Genomic DNA, 20,486 nt, shown 5'->3' on the forward strand with positions numbered 1-20,486 from the left:
CTTGCCACCAACTTCAATCAACGCGGCGGTCATGGGAACGGCGGCAACGGGACCGCCGGCGTCAGTACATCGCGGCGCCGGCCGCCCCGCCGCGGCGCCGCGCCGCGGCGCCGCGGCGCGCATACCGCAGGCGCGACGGATCAGCCGTTGTCCTGCAGGGCCAGCTGCATGTCGCGCTGGCGCAGCTTGTCGGCACGTGCGGAAATCCACCAGCCGATCACCGCCACCGCCGATACCGCCAGCACCAGCAACGTCGCCAGCGCGTTGATCTTCGGGCTCACGCCCATGCGCACCGAGGCGAAGATCTTCATCGGCAGCGTGGTCGAACTGGGGCCGGCGACGAAACTGGCGATCACCACGTCATCCAGCGACAGGGTGAACGCGAGCAGCCAGCCCGACATCAGCGCCGGAGCGATGATCGGCAAGGTGATCAGGAAGAACACCTTCAGCCGGTTGGCGCCCAGGTCCATCGCCGCCTCTTCCAGCGAACGGTCCAGCTCCTGCAGACGCGAGGAGACCACCACCGTGACGAAGGAAATGGTGAAGGTCACATGCGCGATCCAGATCGCCACCACGCCCTTGGAGGGCAGCCCGAACAGCCCCCCCATCGACACCAGCATCAGCAGGATCGACAGGCCGATGATCACTTCCGGCATCACCAGCGGCGCGGTCATCAGCGCCCCGAACAGCGTCTTGCTGGGAAAACGCTTGAAACGCGTCATCGCCATCGCCGCCATCGTGCCGATCACCATCGAGGCGGTAGCCGTCCAGAATGCGATCTTCAGACTCACCCATGCCGCCTGCAGCAGCTGGCGGTCGCGGAACAGTTCGCCGTACCACTTGGTGGAAAAACCCGCCCACACCGTCGCCAGCTTGGATGAATTGAACGAATACAACATCAACAGCAGGATCGGCAGGTACAGGAACGCGAAGCCGAGCAGCAGTACGCTCCAGCCCAGCCAGGAATTACGCCGGGTCATGCTCATACCAGTCGCCCCTCCAGCTCGCGCTGTTGCGCACGGTTGAAGATCAGGATCGGAATCAGCAGCAGGATCAGCATCACGATCGCCACCGCCGACGCCAGCGGCCAATTGCGGTTGTTGAAGAACTCGCCCCACAGCACACGGCCGATCATCAGCGTATCCGGGCCGCCAAGCATCTCCGGGATCACGAACTCGCCCACCGCCGGGATCATCACCAGCATGCAGCCGGCGATGATGCCGTTGCGCGACAGCGGCAGGGTGATCTTCAAGAACGCCTTCCACGGCCGCGCGCCGAGGTCGTAGGCCGCCTCCAGCAGGCGATGGTCAAGCTTGACCAGGTTGGCGTACAACGGCAGCACCATGAACGGCAGGTAGCAGTAGACGATGCCGATGTAGGCTGCCACCGGGGTGTAGAGGATGCGCAACGGTTCATCGATCAGCCCCATTCCCATCAGGGTCCGGTTGATCAGGCCATTGCTGTCGAGGATGCCGATCCACGCATATACACGGATCAGGAACGAGGTCCACGACGGCAGCACCACCAGCATCATCGCGATGTTGCGTGCCGACGGCGACATGCGCGCGATCACATACGCCATCGGGTAACCGATCAGCAGCGTCAGCAGAGTGGAGATCAGCGCGATCTTGATCGAGCTCAGGTAGGCCACGACGTACTGGCTGTCGGTGAACAGCTGCGTGTAGTTGCCCAGATTGAGATTGATGGTGAAAGCACTGTCCACGTACTCCACGATCGAGGTGTACGGCGGCATCGCCACCGCCATCTTGGCGAAGGAGATCTTCAGCACGATCAGGAACGGGATCGCGAAGAACAGCAGCAGCCACAGGTACGGCACTCCGATCACCGCAGCCCGGATGTCGGGCAGCCAGCGCCGCCAGCCGTTTCGCTGGGAACGGATCGCGCTCATGAGGTCAGCACCACGCCGTCGTTGTCGTCCCAGGACACCCAGACCTCGTCGCTCCAGGTGATGCCGTCGCTGTCCCAACGCTTCATGTTGGCGAAGTTGGACAGGATCTTGGCGCCACTGGGCAACCGCACGTGGTAGACCGAGTGACTGCCGAAATAGGCGATGTCCTCGACCACGCCGTGCGCCTTGTTGGTCTGCCCTTCCGGCTCGTCCTTGCCGATGTGCACCTTCTCCGGACGCAGCGCGAACGCCACCGGCTGGCCTTCATAGCCGGTGATGCCGTGGCCGACGTAGATGGGCGCCGGGAAATCGGCGGTACGCACGGTGACGTATTCGGGCAGGTCTTCATCGATCACGCCCTCGATCAGGTTGACCGAACCGATGAAACCGGCCACGAAGCGGTTGGCCGGCTGCTCGTAGATGTCATCGGGCTTGCCGATCTGCTGGATCCAGCCCTGGTCCATCACCGCGATGCGGGTGGCCATGGTCATGGCCTCTTCCTGGTCATGGGTGACCATCACGCAGGTCACGCCCAGCTGCTCGATGATGTTGACCAGCTCCAGCTGCATCTTCGAGCGCAGCTTCTTGTCCAGCGCGCCCATCGGCTCGTCCAGCAGCAGCAGTTTCGGCCCTTTGGCCAGCGAACGCGCCAACGCCACGCGCTGCTGCTGGCCACCGGAGAGCTGGTGCGGCTTGCGTTTGGCGAGCTTGCCCAGTTGCACCAGCTCCAGCATCTCACCCACACGGCGCGCGACCGCGTCCTTGGCCAGTCCGTCCTGTTTCAGGCCGAAGGCGATGTTCTGCTCCACGGTCATGTGCGGAAACAGCGCATAGGACTGGAACATCATGTTGATCGGCCGCTCGTAGGGCGGCAGCGCGGTGATCGGCTGGCCGTCGAGCAGGATCTTGCCCTTGGTCGGGGTCTCGAACCCGGCCAGACAGCGCAGCAACGTGGATTTGCCACTGCCCGACCCGCCCAGCAGCGCGAAGATCTCCCCTTTGCGCACGTCAAGATTGACGTCTTCAACGGCGACAAAGCCGTCGAACTCCTTGCGCAGATCACGGATGGACAGGTAGCCGGGCTCGTTGTTCAGGACAACGGTCGCCGGCGTGGCTTCAACGGGCATGCTCAGGCTCCAGGCACGGGCAGATGGACAAACGGACGTAGTTTAGCCCCCGCGTTTTGCAGGGGACACCGCTATATCTGGCGGATGGCCCTCCAGCCAGAGCCGTTCACGGTCAGGGGACAGGACTGCGCCGGGCCGGTTACCGGCCCCGGAGCTGGGGGAATCCGCTTGCCGGCAGGCCGGGCAGAAAGCAAAACAGCCTCCATGCGGTGCACGGAGGCTGCCTGGGGCAGTACGGGAGCCGTCACAGTCCCCCTGCCGGTCAGCGGGTTCAACGACCGGTCAGGCCGGGACAGACCCCGCGCTGGCGATCAGCGCCCGGTTTTGATCTGGGTCCACAGACGGGTGTACAGCTTGTCCGTCTCCGGGGTGTTGATCCCATAGGTGAACATCTTGGCCGCCACATCGGCCGGCGGATAGACGGTGGCATCGTTGCGGATCGCCTCGTCCACCATCGGCGTGGCCGCCGTGACCGGGTTGGCGTACTGGGTCACGTTGGTGTTGTTGGCGGCCACCTGCGGTTCCAGCAGGTAGTTGATGAACGCATAGGCGTTTTCTGGATGCTTGGCATCCTTGGGGATCGCCAGCATGTCGAACCACTGCGGCGCACCTTCCTTCGGAATCGAGTACGCAACTTCCACGCCATTGCCGGCTTCCTCGGCACGGTCGCGGGCCTGGATGATGTCACCGGACCAGCCCACCACAAGGCAGGTGCTGCCATTGGCCAGCGAACCCACGTACTGGCTGGAGTGGAAATTCTGCACATACGGGCGGATCGACTTGAGCAGCTCGGCCGCCTTCTCGATCGCCACCGGATCGGCACTGTGCGGATCTTCGCCCAGATAGTGCAGCGCGATCGGAATCATGTCGGCCGGGGTGTCCAGGATGGTCACGCCGCAATCTTTCATCTTGGCGATGTTTTCCGGCTTGAATACCAGGTCCCAGCTGTTGGCGATCTCGGTGCTGCCACCAAAACGTTCCTTGAGCTTGGCCACGTTGTAGCCGATGCCGGTGGTGCCGATCATGTACGGCACACCGTACTTGTTGTCCGGGTCCTGGCCGGCGATGCGCGCCATCACCGCCGGGTCGAGATTGGCCAGGTTCGGGATCTTGCTCTTGTCCAGCGGCAGGAACACGCCGGCCTGGATCTGGCGGCCGAAGAAGTTCAGCGTCGGCACCACGATGTCATAGCCGCTGTCACCGGTCAGCAGCTTGGTCTCGACCATCTCATCGCTGTCGAACACGTCATAGGTGACCTTGATGCCGGTCGCCTTCTCGAAATTCGGGATGGTGTCCTCGGCGATGTAGTCCGAGTAGTTGTAAACGTTGAGGACCTTGGCCTCGCCGCCTTCGGGCGCCTTGGCGCCTTCGTCCTTGCCACCGCAGGCGGCAAGCAGGGAAAGGGCGACACCCGCGGTCAAAATGCGCAGCTTCATGGATTCTCCAGTGGTGATCCGGGAGCAATGGGGGAACCGGTTGGACCGGTGGTGGCTTATTGTCCCACCTGAGGGCCGCTTAGCGAACCCTCGCCACGCAGCACTTGCGCCCATCCATCGCTGTGAATTTCCGCGAAATCATACATTTAGCAGCAGGAATTCACGTTCCCAGGAGCTGATCACGCGGAAGAAGGTCTCGTACTCCTTGCGTTTGACCGAGATGTAGGCGCGACAGAAACGGCGTCCCAGCAACTCCTGCAGCGCATCGCAGCCTTCCAGTCCGTCCAGCGATTCGCCCAGCGAGCGCGGCAGCTCGTACCCCAGCCCCTTGGCGTTGCCGGTGACCGGCGCGGTCGGTTTGAGCTTCTCGCGGATCCCGAGCAGGCCGCAGGCCAGGGTGCCGGCCATCGCCAGATACGGATTGGCGTCAGAGCCGGCAAAGCGGCTTTCCACCCGCGCATTTTCCTGGGTGTCCATCGGCACGCGCAGGCCGCAGGTACGGTTGTCGAAGCCCCACTCCACGTTGCTGGGCGAAACCTCGCCGAACACCAGACGCCGGTAGGAGTTCACGTTCGGCGCGAAAAACCCCATCGCCATCGGCACATATTTCTGCAGGCCGGCCAGATAGCTCTCGAACAGCGCGCTGTACTCGCCCTCCTTCTTGCCGGCGAACACGTTGCGGCCGTCACTGATGCGCACCAGGCTCTGGTGGATATGCATCGCGCTGCCCGGCTCGGTTTCCATCGGTTTGGCCAGGAAGGTCGCATACACCCCGTGGCGCAAGGCCGACTCGCGCATGGTGCGCTTGAACAGGAACACCTGGTCGGCCAGTGACATCGCATCGGCGTGGGTGAAATTCACCTCCAGCTGCGCGGCGCCGGATTCATGGATCAGCGTGTCCACGTCCAGTTTCATCGCGTCGCAGTAGTCGTACATCAGATCGAGGATCGGGTCGAACTCGTTGACCGCGTCGATCGAGTAGGACTGCCGTGCGGTTTCCGGACGTCCGGAACGGCCGGCCGGCGGCAGCAGCGGGAAATCCGGATCGGTGTTCTTCTGCACCAGGAAGAACTCTACCTCCGGCGCGACCACCGGTTTCAGGCCCAGCTCCTCGTAGGCGGCCAGCACCCGCCGCAACACGTTGCGTGGTGCCAGCTCGTGCGGTTCGCCGGTCTTGGTGTAGCAGTCATGGATGATCTGTGCGGTCGGGTCGGTGGCCCAGGGCACCATGCGCACCGTGTCCGGATCCGGGCGCAGGATCATGTCCGCATCGGCCGGCGAGGTCAGTTCGTAATAGTCATCGGGAAAATCACCGGTGACGGTGGTGGCGAAGATGCCTTCGGGCAGACGCGTGCCGTAGTCGTGGGAGAACTTGTCCGCCGGGATGATCTTGCCGCGCGCGTTGCCGGTGATGTCCGGCACCAGGCATTCGACCTCGGTGATGTGCCGTTCCTTGAGCCAGCGCAGCAGGGAACTTTCTTCCTGCACGCTGGCAGCGGTCTTGCGGGTTCGGGGGCGCGAGGTCATGACGGATCAACTTTTCTGTTTCTGCGACTGGTAGCGGCGACAGGCCTCGCCGAAGGCTTTGAAAATACCGCAATAGAACGGGTTCTCGCTGAAACGCCATTCCGGATGGAACTGCACGCCCAGCAGGAACGATGAGCCGGGGCCACGGAAGGCCTCGATCAGCCCATCGGGCGCACGCGCCTCGACCTGCAGGCCCTCGCCCAGCCGGGACACGCCCTGGCCGTGCACGGAGTTGACCTCCACTTCGCCCGTACCGGCAATAGCGGCCAACAGGCCCGCCGAGGTCAACGTCAGCCGGTGGGCCGGCCCATATTGCACATCCAGCGGTGAATCCGGATCTTCACGGTGATCGGCCAGGCCCGGCACGTTGTGCACCTGCGGATGCAGGCTGCCGCCACAGGCCACGTTGACCTCCTGGAAGCCGCGGCAGATCGCCAGGATCGGCAGGCCCATCGCCATGGCCTGCGGGATCAGGCCCAGCACATTGGTATCGCGTGCCGGGTCGTGCGGATTGCCGGGCCAGCTCGAACCGCCGGCGTAATGGTGCGGCTCGATATTGCTGGTTGCCCCGGTCAGCAGCAGGCCATCAAGCCGTGCCAGCCAGGCATCGGCCAGCAGCGGTGGCTGCAACAGGGGAAGCACGACCGGCATCGCCTGCGCAGCCTCGGCCACGGCGCGCACGTACTTCTCACCGACCACGAGAAAGGGATGCGAGCCGATCGGCTTGCGGTCGGTGGGCAAGCCGACCAGCGGCAGGCTGGCCATGCGTCATGCTCTGGAAAGATGCGGAGCACGCTACCGCCGCCCTTGCGATTAGGCAACCACACACCAGGCCCCGTTCAACCCCTGCCCGGCGCACCGGTCACCTGCAGGCATGGCAGGTGCGCGCCCTGCACACCGCGCGCTTTACACTCCCCGCCCCCGACCCGACCGATCAATCCGCCTGATGTCCGTGGACACCCCCCAGTCCGGCTATCCCCCCAGCTGGTATGCCGCCAGCCAGGCGGAAGTGCCTGCCCGCCCGCCCTTGCGCGGTCCGACCCAGACCGACGTGGCCGTCTTGGGCGCCGGTTATACCGGGTTGACCGCCGCACTGGCCCTGGCCGAAAAGGGCTACCGCGTCAGCGTGCTCGAAGCCGAGCGGGTCGGCTGGGGTGCCTCCGGACGCAACGGTGGCCAGGCCATCGTCGGCTACGGCTGCGCGCCGGACACCCTGGAAGCACTGGTCGGCGAGGCCGACGCGCGGCGGCTGTTCGATTTCTCGCGCGACGGCATGGCGATGCTGAAACACCGCATCGCCCGCCACAACATCGATTGCGACTGGCGCGACGGCCATGCCAGCGTACCGATCCAGCCGCGCCAGGAACGCGCCCTGCGGCTGGACATCGAGCGTATGGCCGCCCGCTACGACTACCCGCTGGAATGGTGGGATCGCGCGCGCCTGCGCCAGGAACTGGCCAGCGAGCGTTACCTCGGTGCGCTGTATGACCCGGCCAGCGGCCACCTGCATCCCTTGGCGTACGCGCAGGGACTGGCGCGTGCGGCCGAAGCCGCCGGAGTCACGCTCCACGAGCATTCGCCGGTGGTGCGGCTGCAGCGTGGCCCACGGGCGGTGCTGCATACCGCGCAGGGCCAGCTCAGCGCCGATTTTGTGGTGCTGGCCGGCAACGCCTGGCTGCAGGGCATCGCGCCGGAACTGGAAACGAGGATGATGCCGGTCGGCACCTATATCGGCGCCACCCAACCGCTGGGCGCCGAGCGCGCCAGGGCATTGATCCGCAACGACATGGCCGTGGCCGACGTGAACTGGGCGCTGGACTACTTCCGCCTGAGCCGCGACCACCGCCTGCTGTTCGGCGGCCAGGCCAACTATTCGGCGCTGCCGCCGCCGGGCCTGCGCGCCAGCATGACCCGGCGCATGCGCCGGGTGTTTCCGCAGCTGGCCGATGTGGAGCTGGAGTACCTGTGGGGCGGCTATATCGATATCACCCGCAACCGCGCCCCGCACTGGGGGCGGCTGACGCCAAACATCTATTTCGCCCAGGGTTTCTCCGGGCATGGCGTGGCCAGCACCGGTCTGGCCGGCGAGGTGATCGCCGCCGCCATTGCCGGCCAGGCCGAACGTCTGGACGTGTTTGAGCGCATCCCACACGGCGTGTTCCCCGGTGGCAAAGCACTGCGCATGCCACTGCTGGTGGCGGCCATGTCCTGGTACAAGCTGCGCGATCTGCTCGGCTAGGCCAACCGGCTCAAGTTCTTACGGCAGCCGCCGCTACCGGTTGTGATGCCCCAGCACCTTGCCCCCATGCCTGCCCTGCCGCAGGCCACTTTCGACAGCCGCCCGATCACGCAGCTGCCCCAGCGGATCCTGCTGGTGGAGAACTCGCGCACGTTCACCTCCATGCTGCGCGCAGCCATCGAGCAGCGCCTGGAGCTGCCGGTCAGCGTCGCCTCCACCCTGGAGGAGGCCGGCGAACTGCTGGACAGCGAAGGCGGCTGGTTCCTGGTGTTGACCGGGCTGGTACTGGCCGACGGGCACCGCGACCGCGTGGTCGACTATTTCGTCGATCGCGGCCTGCCCACCATCGTGGTCAGCGGCGTCTACGACGAGGGCCTGCGCAAACGCGTGCTGCAGCAGCAGATCATCGACTACGTGCTGAAGAACACCCCCGGCAGCATCGACTACCTGGTGTGGCTGGTGCAGCGTCTGGAACGCAATCGGCGCATCTCGGCCCTGGTGGTGGACGACTCGCCCTCGGCGCGCGCGTATGCGGCCTCGCTGCTGGGCATGTACGGCTATCACGTCAGCGAGGCGGCCGACGGCGCCAGCGCGCTGCAGGTGATAGAAACCGATCCGGCGATCCGCCTGGTAATTGTCGACCAGGAAATGCCGGGCATGGATGGCGTGGAACTGACCCGCCGGCTGCGTGCGCTGCGCGCGCGCGACAAGGTGGCGGTGATCGGCATTTCCGGCAACGCCGATCCGTCCCTGATCCCGCGTTTTCTGAAGAACGGCGCCAACGATTTCCTGCGCAAGCCATTCTCGCGCGAGGAGTTTTTCTGCCGCATCTCGCAGAATGTGGACCAGCTGGAGCTGATCGGCACCCTGCAGGATCTGGCCACGCGCGATTTCCTTACCGGCCTGCCCAACCGGCGCAGTTTCCTGGAGCAGAGTCAGCGGCAACTGGGCCAGAACCGAACCGGCGCCATCACCGTGGCGATGCTGGACATCGACCACTTCAAGCACATCAATGACAGCCTCGGCCACGAAGCCGGCGACCAGGCGCTGCGTGCGGTCGCCGCGGTGCTGCAGGCCCACACCCGGCCGCACGACCTCAGCGCGCGTTTTGGCGGCGAGGAATTCTGCATGCTGGTCAACGACCTGGACGAGCCACGCAGCATCGAGTACTTCGAGCAGCTGCGCCAGGCCCTGGCGGCGTTGCAGCTGCAATTTGGCGAAAGCACGTTGCGCATGACTGTCAGCATCGGCCTTTGCCACATGCCCACCCACCACGGCAGCCTGCACCAGCTGATCACCGAGGCCGACCGCCAGCTGTATCTGGCCAAAGCCGGCGGGCGCAACCGCGTCTGCAGCCAGCAGCTGCCGTGATGGCCAGCGCCACTGGCGTCGCCGGCGGGCCTTGATCCAGATCAACGCGCGCCGGACCGCCACTGCCTAGAGTGCCGCCCACAGCTCTCACAGGAAGAACGCGCAGTGGCACTACTGGTATGGCAGGACGATCTCAATACGGGCGTGGAAGTCATCGACCACCAGCACATGCGTATCGTGGAGATGCTCAACCACCTGCACGTCGCGCAGAAGAGTCTGGAGCGCGTGGCGGTGGCCGAAGTGATCGACGAACTGGTGGACTACACCATGTCGCACTTCGCCTTCGAGGAAGAGCTGATGGAAGAAGCCGGCTATCCGTTCTGTGCCGCCCACAAGCGGGTCCATGAGGTGTTCGGCAAGCGCGTGTCCGAATACCGCCTGCGCTTCCAGGCCGGCGAAGATGTCACCGACGAGCTGCGCAACATGCTCTCGCGCTGGCTGTTCAACCATATCCGCGGTGACGACAAGGCCTATGCCGAGCAGGTCAAGCGCCACCTCAACCAGTTCACCCGCGAGCACCAGCAGGGTGGCTGGCTGGGACGCACGCTCAAGCGCCTGTTCAACTGAAATGGACCGCGCTGATACTTCACCGCGCGAACTGTTCACCGCGCTGCGCTGGTGGATGGCCGCGATCCGCAGGCAGGGCTGAGCGGCCACCACTGCCCGCCCGGACAGCCGTGGTGGCGCCGGCTACGGCACTGCCAGCGCGCGCGGGCGCCGGATCAGCACCCACAGCGCCAGCCCGGTGACCAGCGCGGTCACACACAGATAGCCGCCGACAGCGGCAATCCCGAAGCGGCCGGCCAGCCAAGTCGCCGCATACGGTGCCGGCGCCGCACCAAGAATCCCGGCCAGGTTGAACGACAATGACGCGCCGGTATAGCGCAGCTGCACCGGATACAGGCCGGCCAGCATGGTGCCGCAGGGGCCGTAGGTCAGCCCCATCAGGAACAGGCCCAGCGACAGGAACAGCAGTACCTGCCATGGATGCCCGGCCTGGAACAGCGGTTGGAACAGCAGGCCGAAGACGAAGATCGCCCCCGTCGCCCATAACATCGCCTTCAAGGTGCCGCGCCGGTCGCCATACAGCGCGGACAGCGGGATGCCCGCGGCGAAGAACAGGATGCCCACCATCTGCAGCAGCAGGAAATCCTCGCGCGCGTACCCCAGCGCCGAGGTGCCATGGCCCAGGGTGAACACCGTCATCAGATAGAACAGCACGAAGGTGGCAAAGGCCGCCAGGGTGCCGGCGACAACCGCAAAGCCATGCCCGGCCAGCACGTCACGCAACGGCAACCGCACCGGCTGGCCGCTTTCCAGTGCTTTGCGGAAATCCGGGGTCTCGTGGATGTTCAGGCGCACCCACAGGCCGACGATCACCAGCAATGCACTGGCCACGAACGGCACCCGCCAGCCCCAGGCCAGGAACGCGGCATCGTCCATCACCTTGCCCAGCAGCAGGAACGTGCCGGCCGAGAGCAGAAACCCCAGCGGCGCACCCAGCTGCGGAAACATTCCGTACCACGCGCGCTTGCCCGGCGGCGCGTTCTCGGTCGCCAGCAATACCGCGCCCCCCCATTCGCCCCCCAGTCCCAGACCCTGGCCGAAACGGCACAGCGCCAGCAGCAACGGCGCAATCAGGCCGATGCGCTCATAGGTGGGCAGCAGGCCGATGGCCACGGTCGACAGCCCCATCGTCAGCAGCGCCGCCACCAGGGTGGCTTTGCGGCCGATGCGGTCGCCATAGTGGCCGAACACCGCCGAGCCCACCGGGCGCGCGATGAAGGCCACCGCAAAGGTCGCCAGTGATTGCAGCAGCGCCGCCTGGGGGCTGCTTTCCGGGAAGAACAGTTGCGGAAACACCAGCACCGCGGCGGTGGCGTAGATGTAGAAATCGAAAAATTCGATGGTGGTGCCGACTAGGCTGGCCGCCAGCACCCGGCGCGGAGAATTGGCGGCAGGTGCGGTCAGCAAAGAAGACGTCATCGGAGGATCACCGGAAATTTCCGCAGGATTCTGCCACGGCGGCCGCGGCCGGCAAGCAACGGTTGCAAGCGCCACCGATGTCCGGTGCTATTCGCGCTTGAGCAATGCCTTCAGGTTGGCGAACGGGTTGGCGGTGGCCGCCGCGGTACGTTCTTCGGCCTGGTTGGCCGCCACGCCGGTGTAATCGGCATAGCGCGAATGCTCATTGTCATGGCAGTACACGCACAGCAGCTCCCAGTTGCTGCCGTCGGGCGGATTGAAATCGTGGTCGTGGTTGCGGTGATGCACCGTCAGTTCGGTCAGGTTGGCGCGGGTGAACTCGCGGGCGCAGCGGCCGCAGACCCAGGGGTACATCTTCAATGCACGTTCGCGGTAGCCCTTCTCGCGCTGTTCGGCATCGCGCCGGGCCTGCGCCACGATGCGATCCAGCGCGGCATGGTCAGGACCTGAAGACTTGGAGGACATGGGAATTGCCGGAAGTAGGACAGATGGACGCGACTGTAGCGCCGGCACGCAGCCGCCACCAGCGCAAATGCGCCGCGTGGCGCTCAGCTGCGCAGATTGATCCAGGTCGCCTTCATTTCGGTGTACTTGTCGAAGGCATGCAGCGATTTGTCGCGGCCGTTGCCGGACTGCTTGTAGCCGCCGAACGGCGCGGTCATGTCGCCGCCATCCCAGCAGTTGACCCACACGCTGCCCGCCCGCAGGCCGCGGGCGACGCGGTGGGCACGCGAGATGTCCCGCGTCCACACACCGGCCGCCAGGCCATAGTCGCTGTCGTTGGCCAGTTGCAGGGCCTGCGGCTCGCCGTCGAAAGCGATGACCGACAACACCGGGCCGAAGATCTCCTCGCGGGCGATCCGGCTGGACGGCGCTACCTCGTCGAACACGGTCGGTTCGATGTAACAGCCGCCGGCCACCACGTGGGCACGTTTGCCGCCCAGCAGCAGACGCCCGCCCTCGGCGATGCCCTCTTCCACATAGCCCAGCACCCGCGCGGTCTGTGCCTCGTCCACCATCGCGCCCATCGCCGCATCCGGCTCGAACGGGTGCATGGGCTGCATTTTCCGGCCATGTTCGACCACCCGGGCAACGAACTCGTCCTTGATCGGGCGCTCCACCAGCAGCCGTGAGGCGGCCGTACAGACCTCGCCCTGGTTGTAGAAGATGCCGCGGGCCGCCGCCTCGGCCGCCTTGTCCAGATCATGGGCATCGGCAAACACGATGTTCGGACTCTTGCCGCCGCACTCCATGTAGGCGCGTTTCATGTTCGACAGCCCCGCACACTGCAGCAGGCGCTTGCCCACCGTGGTGGAACCGGTGAACACCAGTCCGTCCACGTCCATATGCAGGGCCAGCGGTTCGCCGGCGCCCTTGCCACTGCCCGGCACCACGTTAAACACGCCCTCGGGAAGGCCCGCTTCGGCCACCAGTTCGGCAAAGCGCAGCGCGCTCAGTGGCGATTTCTCCGAAGGCTTGAGCACCACCGAGTTGCCGGCCGCCAACGCCGGGGCGATCTTCCATGCCGCCATCAGCAGCGGGAAATTCCACGGCACGATCGCGCCGATCACCCCCAGTGGCTCGCGGGTGATCAGGCCCAGCTCGTCAGTGCCGGTCGGCGCAATCTCGCCATAGAGCTTGTCCACCGCCTCGGCGGTCCACTGCAGGCAGCGGATCACCCCACCGATATCGACCCGGCGCGCCTCGGCCACCGGCTTGCCCATATCCAGGGCTTCCAGCAACGCCAGCTCATCGGCGTGCTGCTCGACCAGCGCCGCCAGCCGCAGCAACCCCTGCTTGCGCTTGACAGGCTTGAGTCCGGACCAGTGCCCGGCAGTGAAACTGCGCCGCGCCGCGGCCACCGCACGGTCGATATCCACCTGCCCGCCATCGGCCACCTGCCCCAGCACCCGGCCGTCGATCGGGCTGATGCAGGCGAACGTGGCCCCGGAGGCCGCATCCACATAGCGGCCATCGATGAACGCGCGCGTGCGCAAGGCCAGGCCATCGGCCAGCATTTGCCACTGTTCACGCAGGTGCGGAATGGTCATGACGGTTTCCGGATGTACAGGACGCGGCACAGCGCCGCACGCCTGCATGGTACGCCGGCGCCCGTGCACATCCGTCATGAATCGCGCGTGGCCTGAACCGGACCGGATTGCCCGCCCGCGCGCCGCGATCACTACAATGCCGCCCCCAATGTTTTACCGGCAGTGCACATGGACATCATCGTCAACGAAGAACTCAAGGCCTACATCGACCCGCTCACGCAGGACGAGCACGACGCGCTGGAGCGCAGCCTGCTGGCCGAGGGCTGTCGCGACGCGCTGGTGCTGTGGGGCAACGTGCTGATCGACGGCCACAACCGCTACGGCATCTGCACCCGCCACAACATCCCGTTCAACACGGTGCAGAACACCCGGTTCAAGTCGATGGACGACGTGCACCTGTGGATGATCGAGCAACACCTGGGCCGGCGCAGCGTGTCGGACTACCAGCGCGGTGTGCTGGCGCTGCGCAAGCGCGACATCATCGAAGCCCGACGCCGCGCCGAACAGGAACAGCTGCGCCGCGAGAGTGAAGGCGAAGCCACGGCCAGCGCGAGCAACGAGGGCGATACCGATACCCCCCCGTGGGAACCGGCGCCGAAGCTGTCCAAGGCCGATCTGGCGCGCGAAGCCAAGCTCAGCCCCAGCCAGGTGACGATGATCGAGAAGATTCACGATCACGCCACACCGGAAGTGATCGAAGCCATGCGCGTGGGTGCGATCTCGCTCAGTGCCGCGGCCACCGTGGCCAGCCTGCCGGCCGAGGAACAGCGCGCGGCGGCCAAGGGCGGCAAGGAAGAACTGAAGCAGGCGGTCAAGCGCGTGCGCGAAGCCAAGCGCAAGCCCAAGGCCGCGCGCGACGAGGACAACGCCCCGTCGCCGAGCGCCGCCGAGATTGATGGCCCGGATGACACCCTCGACAGCGCGGAAGTGCAGGCGCTGCGTCAGCGGGTGGCCTCGCTGACCGCCGAGAACCAGGCGCTGCGCATGGAGCTGGACGCACTGCGCGCCCGCGTTGCAACCCAGCGTAGCGATGCAGCGGCCGAAGACGCCGACGCTTGATCACCCCGCCCGCGCGCCCTACGCTGCGGCCACGCCCTGCAAGGAGCTCGCGATGGCATCGGCTTCCCCTGAACTTGAATCGTTCGTCCGCGACGCCCTGATCCGCGGGCATACCCGCCAGCAGGTCAGCCAGGCGCTGCTGGCGGCCGGCTGGAGCAGCGAACAGGCCCGTGGCGCACTGGACAGCTGGGCCGAGGTGGACTTTCCCCTGCCGGTGCCGCGCCCCCGTGCCTCGCTGTCGGCACGGGAGGCTTTCGTCTATCTGTTGCTGTTCAGCACGCTGTATTTCTTCGCATGGAACCTGGGCAGCCTGCTGTTCAAGCTGATCGAACACGCTCTGCCCGACCCGGCCGATGCCCAATGGGAAGTGCTGCGACTGGGCCCGGCGATCCGCTGGTCGGTCTCGGCGCTGGTGATCAGCTTTCCGGTATTTGCCTTTCTGTCGCAGCGGATCAGCCGTGACGTGACCCGGCATCCGATCAAGCGGCTGTCACCGGTCCGCCGCTGGCTGACCTACCTGACCCTGTTTATCGCCGCCACCGTATTGATCGGTGACCTCACCACGCTGGTCTACAACGTGCTCGGCGGCGAGCTGAGCCTGCGTTTCGGCCTGAAGGTGCTGGTGGTCGGCGTGCTGGCCGGTACCGTGTTCGGCTGGTACCTGTGGGACCTGCGCCGCGAGGAGGCCACACCATGAGCCATGGCAACTGGGGCAGCCGCCTGCTGTGGGCCGCCGGCATCGTCACCGCGCTGGCCGTGGCCGCCGGCGTGTGGATCATCGACTCCCCCGCGCAACAGCGCCTGCAACGCCTCGATGACAGCCGCGTGCAGGATCTGCGCAATCTCGACAGCGCCATCCGCAGCTACCGGCAAAGCCACGACCAGCTGCCATCGGACCTGGCGGCGCTTGCCGCACAGCCGGGTATGGCGCTGAACCTGTCCGACCCGCAGGGCGGGCCGGACTACCGCTACCGCCGCCTGGATGAGAGCCACTTCGAACTGTGTGCCCGCTTCGCCACCGCCAGCAATGTCGGCCTGCGCCGTGGCACCGCCTTCAATGCATGGAACCACCCGTCCGGTGAGCACTGCTACCGGCGTTCGCTCCAAGATGAGGACTGAGCGGCGGTGAACACGCCGTGCGATCCGCGCCGCGCGCAGCTGCGGCGCCTGAAGGGCTATGCGCTGGCGATGCTGCTGGCGATGCTGGCCGGCTTCATCGTCAGTCATCTCAATGAAGAGCGTGGCATCTGGGCGTGGGTCGGGGCGTTCTGCGAAGCGGCCACGGTCGGCGCACTGGCCGACTGGTTCGCGGTGGTGGCGCTGTTCCGGCGGCCGTTGAACCTGCCAATCCCGCACACGGCGATCATTCCGCGCAACAAGGAGCGCATCGCCGACAGCCTGGCGGTATTCGTGCGCGACCATTTCCTCGAGCCGCAGGCCCTGCTCGCCAAGCTGAAAGTATTCGATCCTGCCACCCGTCTGGGCGAGTGGCTGTCGCAACCGGCGCAGGCCAGGATGCTGGCCGGGATGGCGCGCGGCTGGGCGGTACAGGCGCTGGATCTGCTGGACGAGGCCGCCGTGCGTCGCTCCATCCAGGGCTTTGTGGTCCAGCAGTTGCGGCAGTGGAACGCGGCGGCCACCGCCGGCGATCTGCTGGGCCTGCTCACCGCCGACAACCGCCACCAGCGCGTGCTCGACGAAGGCCTCAGGCGTGTTGCCGGCTGGCTGGACAACGACAGCGTGCGCCAGCAGGCCTCGGCGCTGATCGTGCGTTACATCCGCAAGGAGTGGCCCAAGTTGGCCAGCACCGTGGACTGGGTCAAACCGGTCGACGAGATCGGCGACTCGCTGGCCGACCGCCTGGCCTGCGCGGCGCTGGAAGAACTGCAGGCGGTGCTGTCGCAGCCGGAGCATCCGCTGCGGCAGGACTATGCGCGCTGGCTGGGCGATTACATGCGCCGGCTGCGCGAAGATCCCGCGCTGGCCAACAGGGTAGACGCGCTCAAGCAGCAGATGCTCGACCACCCGGCGCTGCAGGACTATGTGCAGGGCCTGTGGCAGCGCGTGCACGGCTTCCTGCGCGAGGATCTGGCGCGCGAGGATTCGGCGCTGGCCGGCCATCTGGAGCGCAGCCTCGGCCAGCTCGGCGCCGCCATCAGTCGCGATCCGGCGCTGCGCGATGCGCTCAACCAGCACATGCTGGCCGGCGCCGGGAAACTCACCAACCGCCTGCGCGCCGGCGTCACCACCCATATCGCCCAGACAGTGAAAGGCTGGGATGAGGAAAAACTGGTCGAACAGCTGGAACTGAGCGTCGGCCGCGACCTGCAGTACATCCGCTTCAATGGCACCCTGGTTGGCGGCCTGATCGGCCTGCTGCTGCATGCCTTGACCGGCTGGCTGCGTTTCTGAGACCGGCAGCTGCGGCATCTGCCGGCATGCAGTAAGCTCCGCCCACTCCGGGGGGATCGATGAAACGTAAACTGCTGGCATTGTCCATCTGCGCACTGGCTGGCGACGCCTGCGCACAACGTGTCTACAAGTGCCTCAAGGGCAGCGAAACCATCTACCAGTCACTGCCCTGCCCGATCGAGCAGGACACCGGCGTCAGCCGCAAGGTGGTGGGCGATCCGCGCCTGACGTACGAGGAACGCTACCGCAACGAGGAAATGCTGCGCCGCGCCCGGGCGCGCATGCAGGCCGACGCCGGCCGTGGCCAGCCGGCCAGCGTGCGCGGCACCGTCATCGATGCGGCGGCCGATCCGGAACGCTGCGAGAACGCCAAGTGGCGCCACGAGCTGGCCAAGACCTTTGGCCGCGCCGACGCCGACGCGCTTGGAAAATCCATCGAAGAAGCCTGCCGGCGCTGATTGCCGCGCCGGCCTCTGGGGTGGATGGCAGCGGTTGCCGGCCGGGCGGCCGCTCAGGCGCCGTGACGTCGCAGCTCCCACGCCCGGTGGATGCGCGCGTTGCATTCGAAGTCCAACCCGATGGTCTGGGCTGAAATCTCCGTGCACGCGGCAAATTCCCTGATCGCGTTCTCATCGAGCTTGAAGCGACGGAAGTTGTTGGAGAAATACAGCACGCCGTCCGGGCTCAGACGTGCCACCGCCGCACGCAGCAGGCGCACATGCTCGCGCTGCACGTCGAAGTCCTCGGCGCGGGCGGAATTGGAGAAGGTCGGCGGATCACAGAAGATCACATCGAAGCGGTGCCGTTCGGCTTCCAGCCAGGCCAAGGCGTCGGCCTGGATCAACTGGTGCTGGCTGCCGCCCTTGCCGTTCAAGGCCAGGTTGTCGGCACACCACTGCAGGTAGGTTCCGGACAGGTCAACACTGGTGGTCGTAGCCGCACCGGCCACCGCCGCCTGCACCGTGGCTGCGCCGGTGTAGCAGAACAGGTTGAGGAAGCGTTTGTTGGTGGCTTCCTGGGCCATGTGCCAGCGCAGCGGGCGATGGTCCAGGAACAGGCCGGTGTCCAGATAGTCGAACAAGTTCACCCGCAACAGCGCATCGTTCTCACGCACCAGCACGAACTCGCCGCGCTGCTCGAAACGGCCGTACTTGCTGCCGCCCTTGCCACGCTCGCGCGACTTCAGTGCGACCTGGTCGGCCGGCACCTGGAACACCTCGCGCGCGGCCGCCAGCAGCTCGTTGCGACGGCGGCGCACGTCGACATCGGGAATCTCCGCCGGCGCGGCGTATTCCTGCACATGCAGAAACGTGCGGCGCTGGCCGCCATCTTCCTGATAGACGTCGATCGCCGCCGCGTACTCGGGCAGGTCCGCGTCATAGACGCGATAGCAGCTGATCTGCTCGCGGCTGAGCCAGTTCTTGAACTTTTTGACGTTCTTGCGCAGACGGTTGGCCACCATCTGCGCGCCCTCGCTCAGTTCGCGCGGCTGGCCGTCGCTCTCGCGCCTGGGCACCGCGATCGGATCGCAGACAATCAGCGCGCACTCGATCGCGCCGTTGAACAGCTGGTAGGTCTTGCGCGCGCGCAGGCCCGTGGCGAAAGCCAGATCGGTGCTGCCGCACAGCAGGCTCGCCCGCCACTGCGGCACCGCGCGCTTGAGCGCATCACCCAGCTGGCGGTACAGCGCGTTGTCCGCGGCCAGGCGCTCGTCATACGGGGGATTGCAGACCACGCAGCCGGTCGCCTGCGGCGGTACCTGCAGATCGACCACATCACGCACACCGAACCAGATCGCCTCGGCGACCCCGGCCACTTCCGCGTTCTCCTTGGCTGCGCGGATCGCGTGCGGATCGTTGTCGCTGCCGTGGATGACCTGCTTCAGTGCCGCGCGCCCGATGCGCTCACGCTCACGCGCCTCGGCCATCAATTCCTTCCACTGCGCCTGATCGAACCCCCGCCAGCGGCTCGGCGGCAGGCTGCCGTGCCGTTGCAGGCCCGGCGCCACATCGGCGGCCATCAGCGCGCCTTCGATCAGCAAGGTGCCACTGCCGCACATCGGATCGAGCAGGCCGCCCCCTTCGGCGTGGATCTTCGGCCAGTTGGCACGCAGCAGCACCGCCGCGGCCAGGTTCTCCTTCAGCGGCGCTTCGTTCTGCGCGTTGCGCCAGCCACGCCGGTGCATCGGACCGCCGCTCAGATCGATCGAGATCGTCGCCCGGCCCTTGCGCAGGGACAGGTTGATGCGTACGTCCGGGAATTCCGTATTCACCGAGGGGCGCTCCTGGCCCTGCCCGCGCAGACGGTCCACTACCGCATCCTTGATCCGCTGCGCGGCAAAGCGCGCATGGGTGATGGCGGTACCGGAGACGTGGGCATCGACCGACAGGGTCAGATCCGAATGCAGGTGTTCCTCCCAAGGCATCGCCACCACGCCCTGATAGAGCGAGCCCTCGTCCGGACATTCGAACTCGGCCAGCGGCCACAGCACACGGCTGGCCAGCCGTGACCAGAGGACCACGCGCTGCGCATCGCGCAATTGGCCTTCGGCATTGACGCCGGCGATGGTGGCGGTGGCGACGGGCAGGCCCAACGCCAGCAGCTCGTCGGCAAGGAGGTACTCCAGGCCCTTGGCGCAGGAAACAAAGAATTTCACGGGATCGGATCGACTGTCGGAAAAGGGAGGGACACCTGGCGGGCACGCCATCTGCGCACCCGGAAACCGGAATCCAAGGCCGCCATTGTAGGCAACTGTCGCCGCCGCCGCCCTCACGGGCCGTGGCGGCAGGCATCACAGCCCGCGCAGCAGGCTCTCGAAGGCCTGTGCCGAAGCCTGCACATGGCGGGCCAGACGGTGGCCGTCATCGACCATCAGCAACCGCGCCGAACGCTGCTGCGCCCAGGCGATGACCTGTGCGGCCGGGATCAGCTCGTCATGCCAGGCGTGGACCACGCTGATCGGCACCGTGGCCGCGTCCAGGGCGGGCATCGGCCACATCGTGGTGGGGGGAACCATCAGGAACAGTGCCCGCGTGGGCACCTGCAGCGAGGCGATCGCCGAGATATAGGCGCCCAGGCTGGAGCCGGCCAGCACCACCGGCCCGCGCGTGGCCGCGTCACCGGCCAGCTGGACCAGCCGTTGCAGGCGCGCGGGCACATCGCCGACACGGCTGATGTCCTGGCGGCCATCCAGATCGGTGTAGTCCGGGCGTTCGTGACTGAAGCCCAGGCGTTCGGCCACCTCGGCCAGCGCGGTGACCTTGGTCGCGTCCGGGCCGCTCTCGAAACCGTGGGAAAGAATGCAGTGGCCGCGACTCATGGCGCCCTGCCGGATACGAGGTAAGTCATGGTGCAAATGCTAGCATCCAC

19 protein-coding genes are annotated in these 20,486 nt (G+C 66.2%); 8 read left to right on the top strand and 11 right to left on the bottom strand.

What is annotated here, in order from left to right:
* Window positions 1-140: 140 nt before the first annotated feature.
* The 6 genes from ACVOMH_RS00005 to ACVOMH_RS00030 form a co-directional block, all read right to left on the bottom strand.
* Window positions 141-986, bottom strand: a complete 846-nt coding sequence (locus ACVOMH_RS00005) for an ABC transporter permease subunit (RefSeq protein WP_481550637.1) — start codon at window positions 984-986, stop codon at window positions 141-143.
* Complete coding sequence (locus ACVOMH_RS00010) at window positions 983-1,909, bottom strand: ABC transporter permease subunit (protein WP_481550638.1); 927 nt, start codon at window positions 1,907-1,909, stop codon at window positions 983-985. The genes ACVOMH_RS00005 and ACVOMH_RS00010 overlap by 4 nt, the downstream gene beginning before the upstream one ends.
* Window positions 1,906-3,036: an ABC transporter ATP-binding protein gene (locus ACVOMH_RS00015; RefSeq protein WP_481550639.1), complete on the bottom strand. Its 1,131-nt coding sequence runs from the start codon at window positions 3,034-3,036 to the stop codon at window positions 1,906-1,908. The genes ACVOMH_RS00010 and ACVOMH_RS00015 overlap by 4 nt, the downstream gene beginning before the upstream one ends.
* Window positions 3,037-3,347: 311 nt before the next feature.
* Entirely contained in the window at window positions 3,348-4,472 is a 1,125-nt protein-coding gene (locus ACVOMH_RS00020) for a polyamine ABC transporter substrate-binding protein (protein ID WP_481550640.1), read from the bottom strand.
* A gap of 138 nt (window positions 4,473-4,610) precedes the next feature.
* On the bottom strand, window positions 4,611-5,999 hold the full coding sequence (locus ACVOMH_RS00025) for a glutamine synthetase family protein (RefSeq protein WP_481550641.1): 1,389 nt from the start codon (window positions 5,997-5,999) through the stop codon (window positions 4,611-4,613).
* A gap of 6 nt (window positions 6,000-6,005) precedes the next feature.
* Window positions 6,006-6,764 (bottom strand): gamma-glutamyl-gamma-aminobutyrate hydrolase family protein, encoded by a 759-nt coding sequence (locus tag ACVOMH_RS00030; RefSeq protein WP_481550642.1) that lies wholly within the window; start codon window positions 6,762-6,764, stop codon window positions 6,006-6,008.
* Window positions 6,765-6,945: 181 nt separating this feature from the next.
* On the opposite strand from ACVOMH_RS00030, the gene ACVOMH_RS00035 reads away from it, so the two are divergent.
* The 3 genes from ACVOMH_RS00035 (at window position 6,946) to ACVOMH_RS00045 (ending at window position 10,176) form a co-directional block, all read left to right on the top strand.
* Entirely contained in the window at window positions 6,946-8,238 is a 1,293-nt protein-coding gene (locus ACVOMH_RS00035; RefSeq protein ID WP_481550643.1) for an NAD(P)/FAD-dependent oxidoreductase, read from the top strand.
* A 66-nt stretch (window positions 8,239-8,304) separates the two neighbouring features.
* Window positions 8,305-9,609 carry a diguanylate cyclase gene (locus ACVOMH_RS00040; protein WP_481550644.1) on the top strand — a complete coding sequence of 435 codons (1,305 nt, stop codon included), beginning with the start codon at window positions 8,305-8,307 and terminating at the stop codon, window positions 9,607-9,609.
* A gap of 105 nt (window positions 9,610-9,714) precedes the next feature.
* On the top strand, window positions 9,715-10,176 hold the full coding sequence (locus tag ACVOMH_RS00045) for a bacteriohemerythrin (protein ID WP_481550645.1): 462 nt from the start codon (window positions 9,715-9,717) through the stop codon (window positions 10,174-10,176).
* Window positions 10,177-10,299: 123 nt separating this feature from the next.
* Here ACVOMH_RS00045 and ACVOMH_RS00050 read toward each other — a convergent pair whose 3' ends face one another.
* From ACVOMH_RS00050 to ACVOMH_RS00060, 3 genes are all read right to left on the bottom strand, one after another.
* Window positions 10,300-11,595, bottom strand: coding sequence for an MFS transporter (locus ACVOMH_RS00050; RefSeq protein WP_481550646.1), 1,296 nt, complete (start codon window positions 11,593-11,595; stop codon window positions 10,300-10,302).
* 87 nt (window positions 11,596-11,682) lie between these two features.
* On the bottom strand, window positions 11,683-12,060 hold the full coding sequence (locus ACVOMH_RS00055) for a YajD family HNH nuclease (protein WP_481524358.1): 378 nt from the start codon (window positions 12,058-12,060) through the stop codon (window positions 11,683-11,685).
* Between the two features lie 83 nt (window positions 12,061-12,143).
* Window positions 12,144-13,646 carry an aldehyde dehydrogenase gene (locus ACVOMH_RS00060; RefSeq protein WP_481550647.1) on the bottom strand — a complete coding sequence of 501 codons (1,503 nt, stop codon included), beginning with the start codon at window positions 13,644-13,646 and terminating at the stop codon, window positions 12,144-12,146.
* A 168-nt stretch (window positions 13,647-13,814) separates the two neighbouring features.
* On the opposite strand from ACVOMH_RS00060, the gene ACVOMH_RS00065 reads away from it, so the two are divergent.
* Genes ACVOMH_RS00065 through ACVOMH_RS00085 form a run of 5 tightly spaced genes read left to right on the top strand, consistent with a single transcriptional unit; the run spans window position 13,815 to window position 17,575 of the window.
* The gene (locus ACVOMH_RS00065) at window positions 13,815-14,705 is read left to right on the top strand and encodes a ParB N-terminal domain-containing protein (RefSeq protein ID WP_481550648.1); all 891 of its coding nucleotides are present in this window, start codon (window positions 13,815-13,817) and stop codon (window positions 14,703-14,705) included.
* A 52-nt stretch (window positions 14,706-14,757) separates the two neighbouring features.
* On the top strand, window positions 14,758-15,402 hold the full coding sequence (locus tag ACVOMH_RS00070) for a DUF5671 domain-containing protein (protein WP_481550649.1): 645 nt from the start codon (window positions 14,758-14,760) through the stop codon (window positions 15,400-15,402).
* Entirely contained in the window at window positions 15,399-15,824 is a 426-nt protein-coding gene (locus ACVOMH_RS00075; protein WP_054660296.1) for a hypothetical protein, read from the top strand. Before ACVOMH_RS00070 ends, ACVOMH_RS00075 begins: the two co-directional genes overlap by 4 nt.
* A gap of 6 nt (window positions 15,825-15,830) precedes the next feature.
* Window positions 15,831-17,117 carry a DUF445 domain-containing protein gene (locus ACVOMH_RS00080; RefSeq protein ID WP_481550650.1) on the top strand — a complete coding sequence of 429 codons (1,287 nt, stop codon included), beginning with the start codon at window positions 15,831-15,833 and terminating at the stop codon, window positions 17,115-17,117.
* Between the two features lie 59 nt (window positions 17,118-17,176).
* Complete coding sequence (locus ACVOMH_RS00085) at window positions 17,177-17,575, top strand: hypothetical protein (RefSeq protein WP_057505777.1); 399 nt, start codon at window positions 17,177-17,179, stop codon at window positions 17,573-17,575.
* Between the two features lie 53 nt (window positions 17,576-17,628).
* On the opposite strand, the gene rlmKL is transcribed toward ACVOMH_RS00085, so the two are convergent.
* Together rlmKL and ACVOMH_RS00095 are read right to left on the bottom strand one after the other, a co-directional pair.
* A complete protein-coding gene (gene rlmKL / locus ACVOMH_RS00090) occupies window positions 17,629-19,773 on the bottom strand; it encodes a bifunctional 23S rRNA (guanine(2069)-N(7))-methyltransferase RlmK/23S rRNA (guanine(2445)-N(2))-methyltransferase RlmL (protein WP_481550651.1) in 2,145 nt (714 codons plus the stop codon).
* Between the two features lie 135 nt (window positions 19,774-19,908).
* Entirely contained in the window at window positions 19,909-20,436 is a 528-nt protein-coding gene (locus ACVOMH_RS00095) for a hypothetical protein (RefSeq protein ID WP_481550652.1), read from the bottom strand.
* Window positions 20,437-20,486 lie beyond the last annotated feature (50 nt).

The organism is Stenotrophomonas sp. STEN013, from assembly GCF_056760355.1.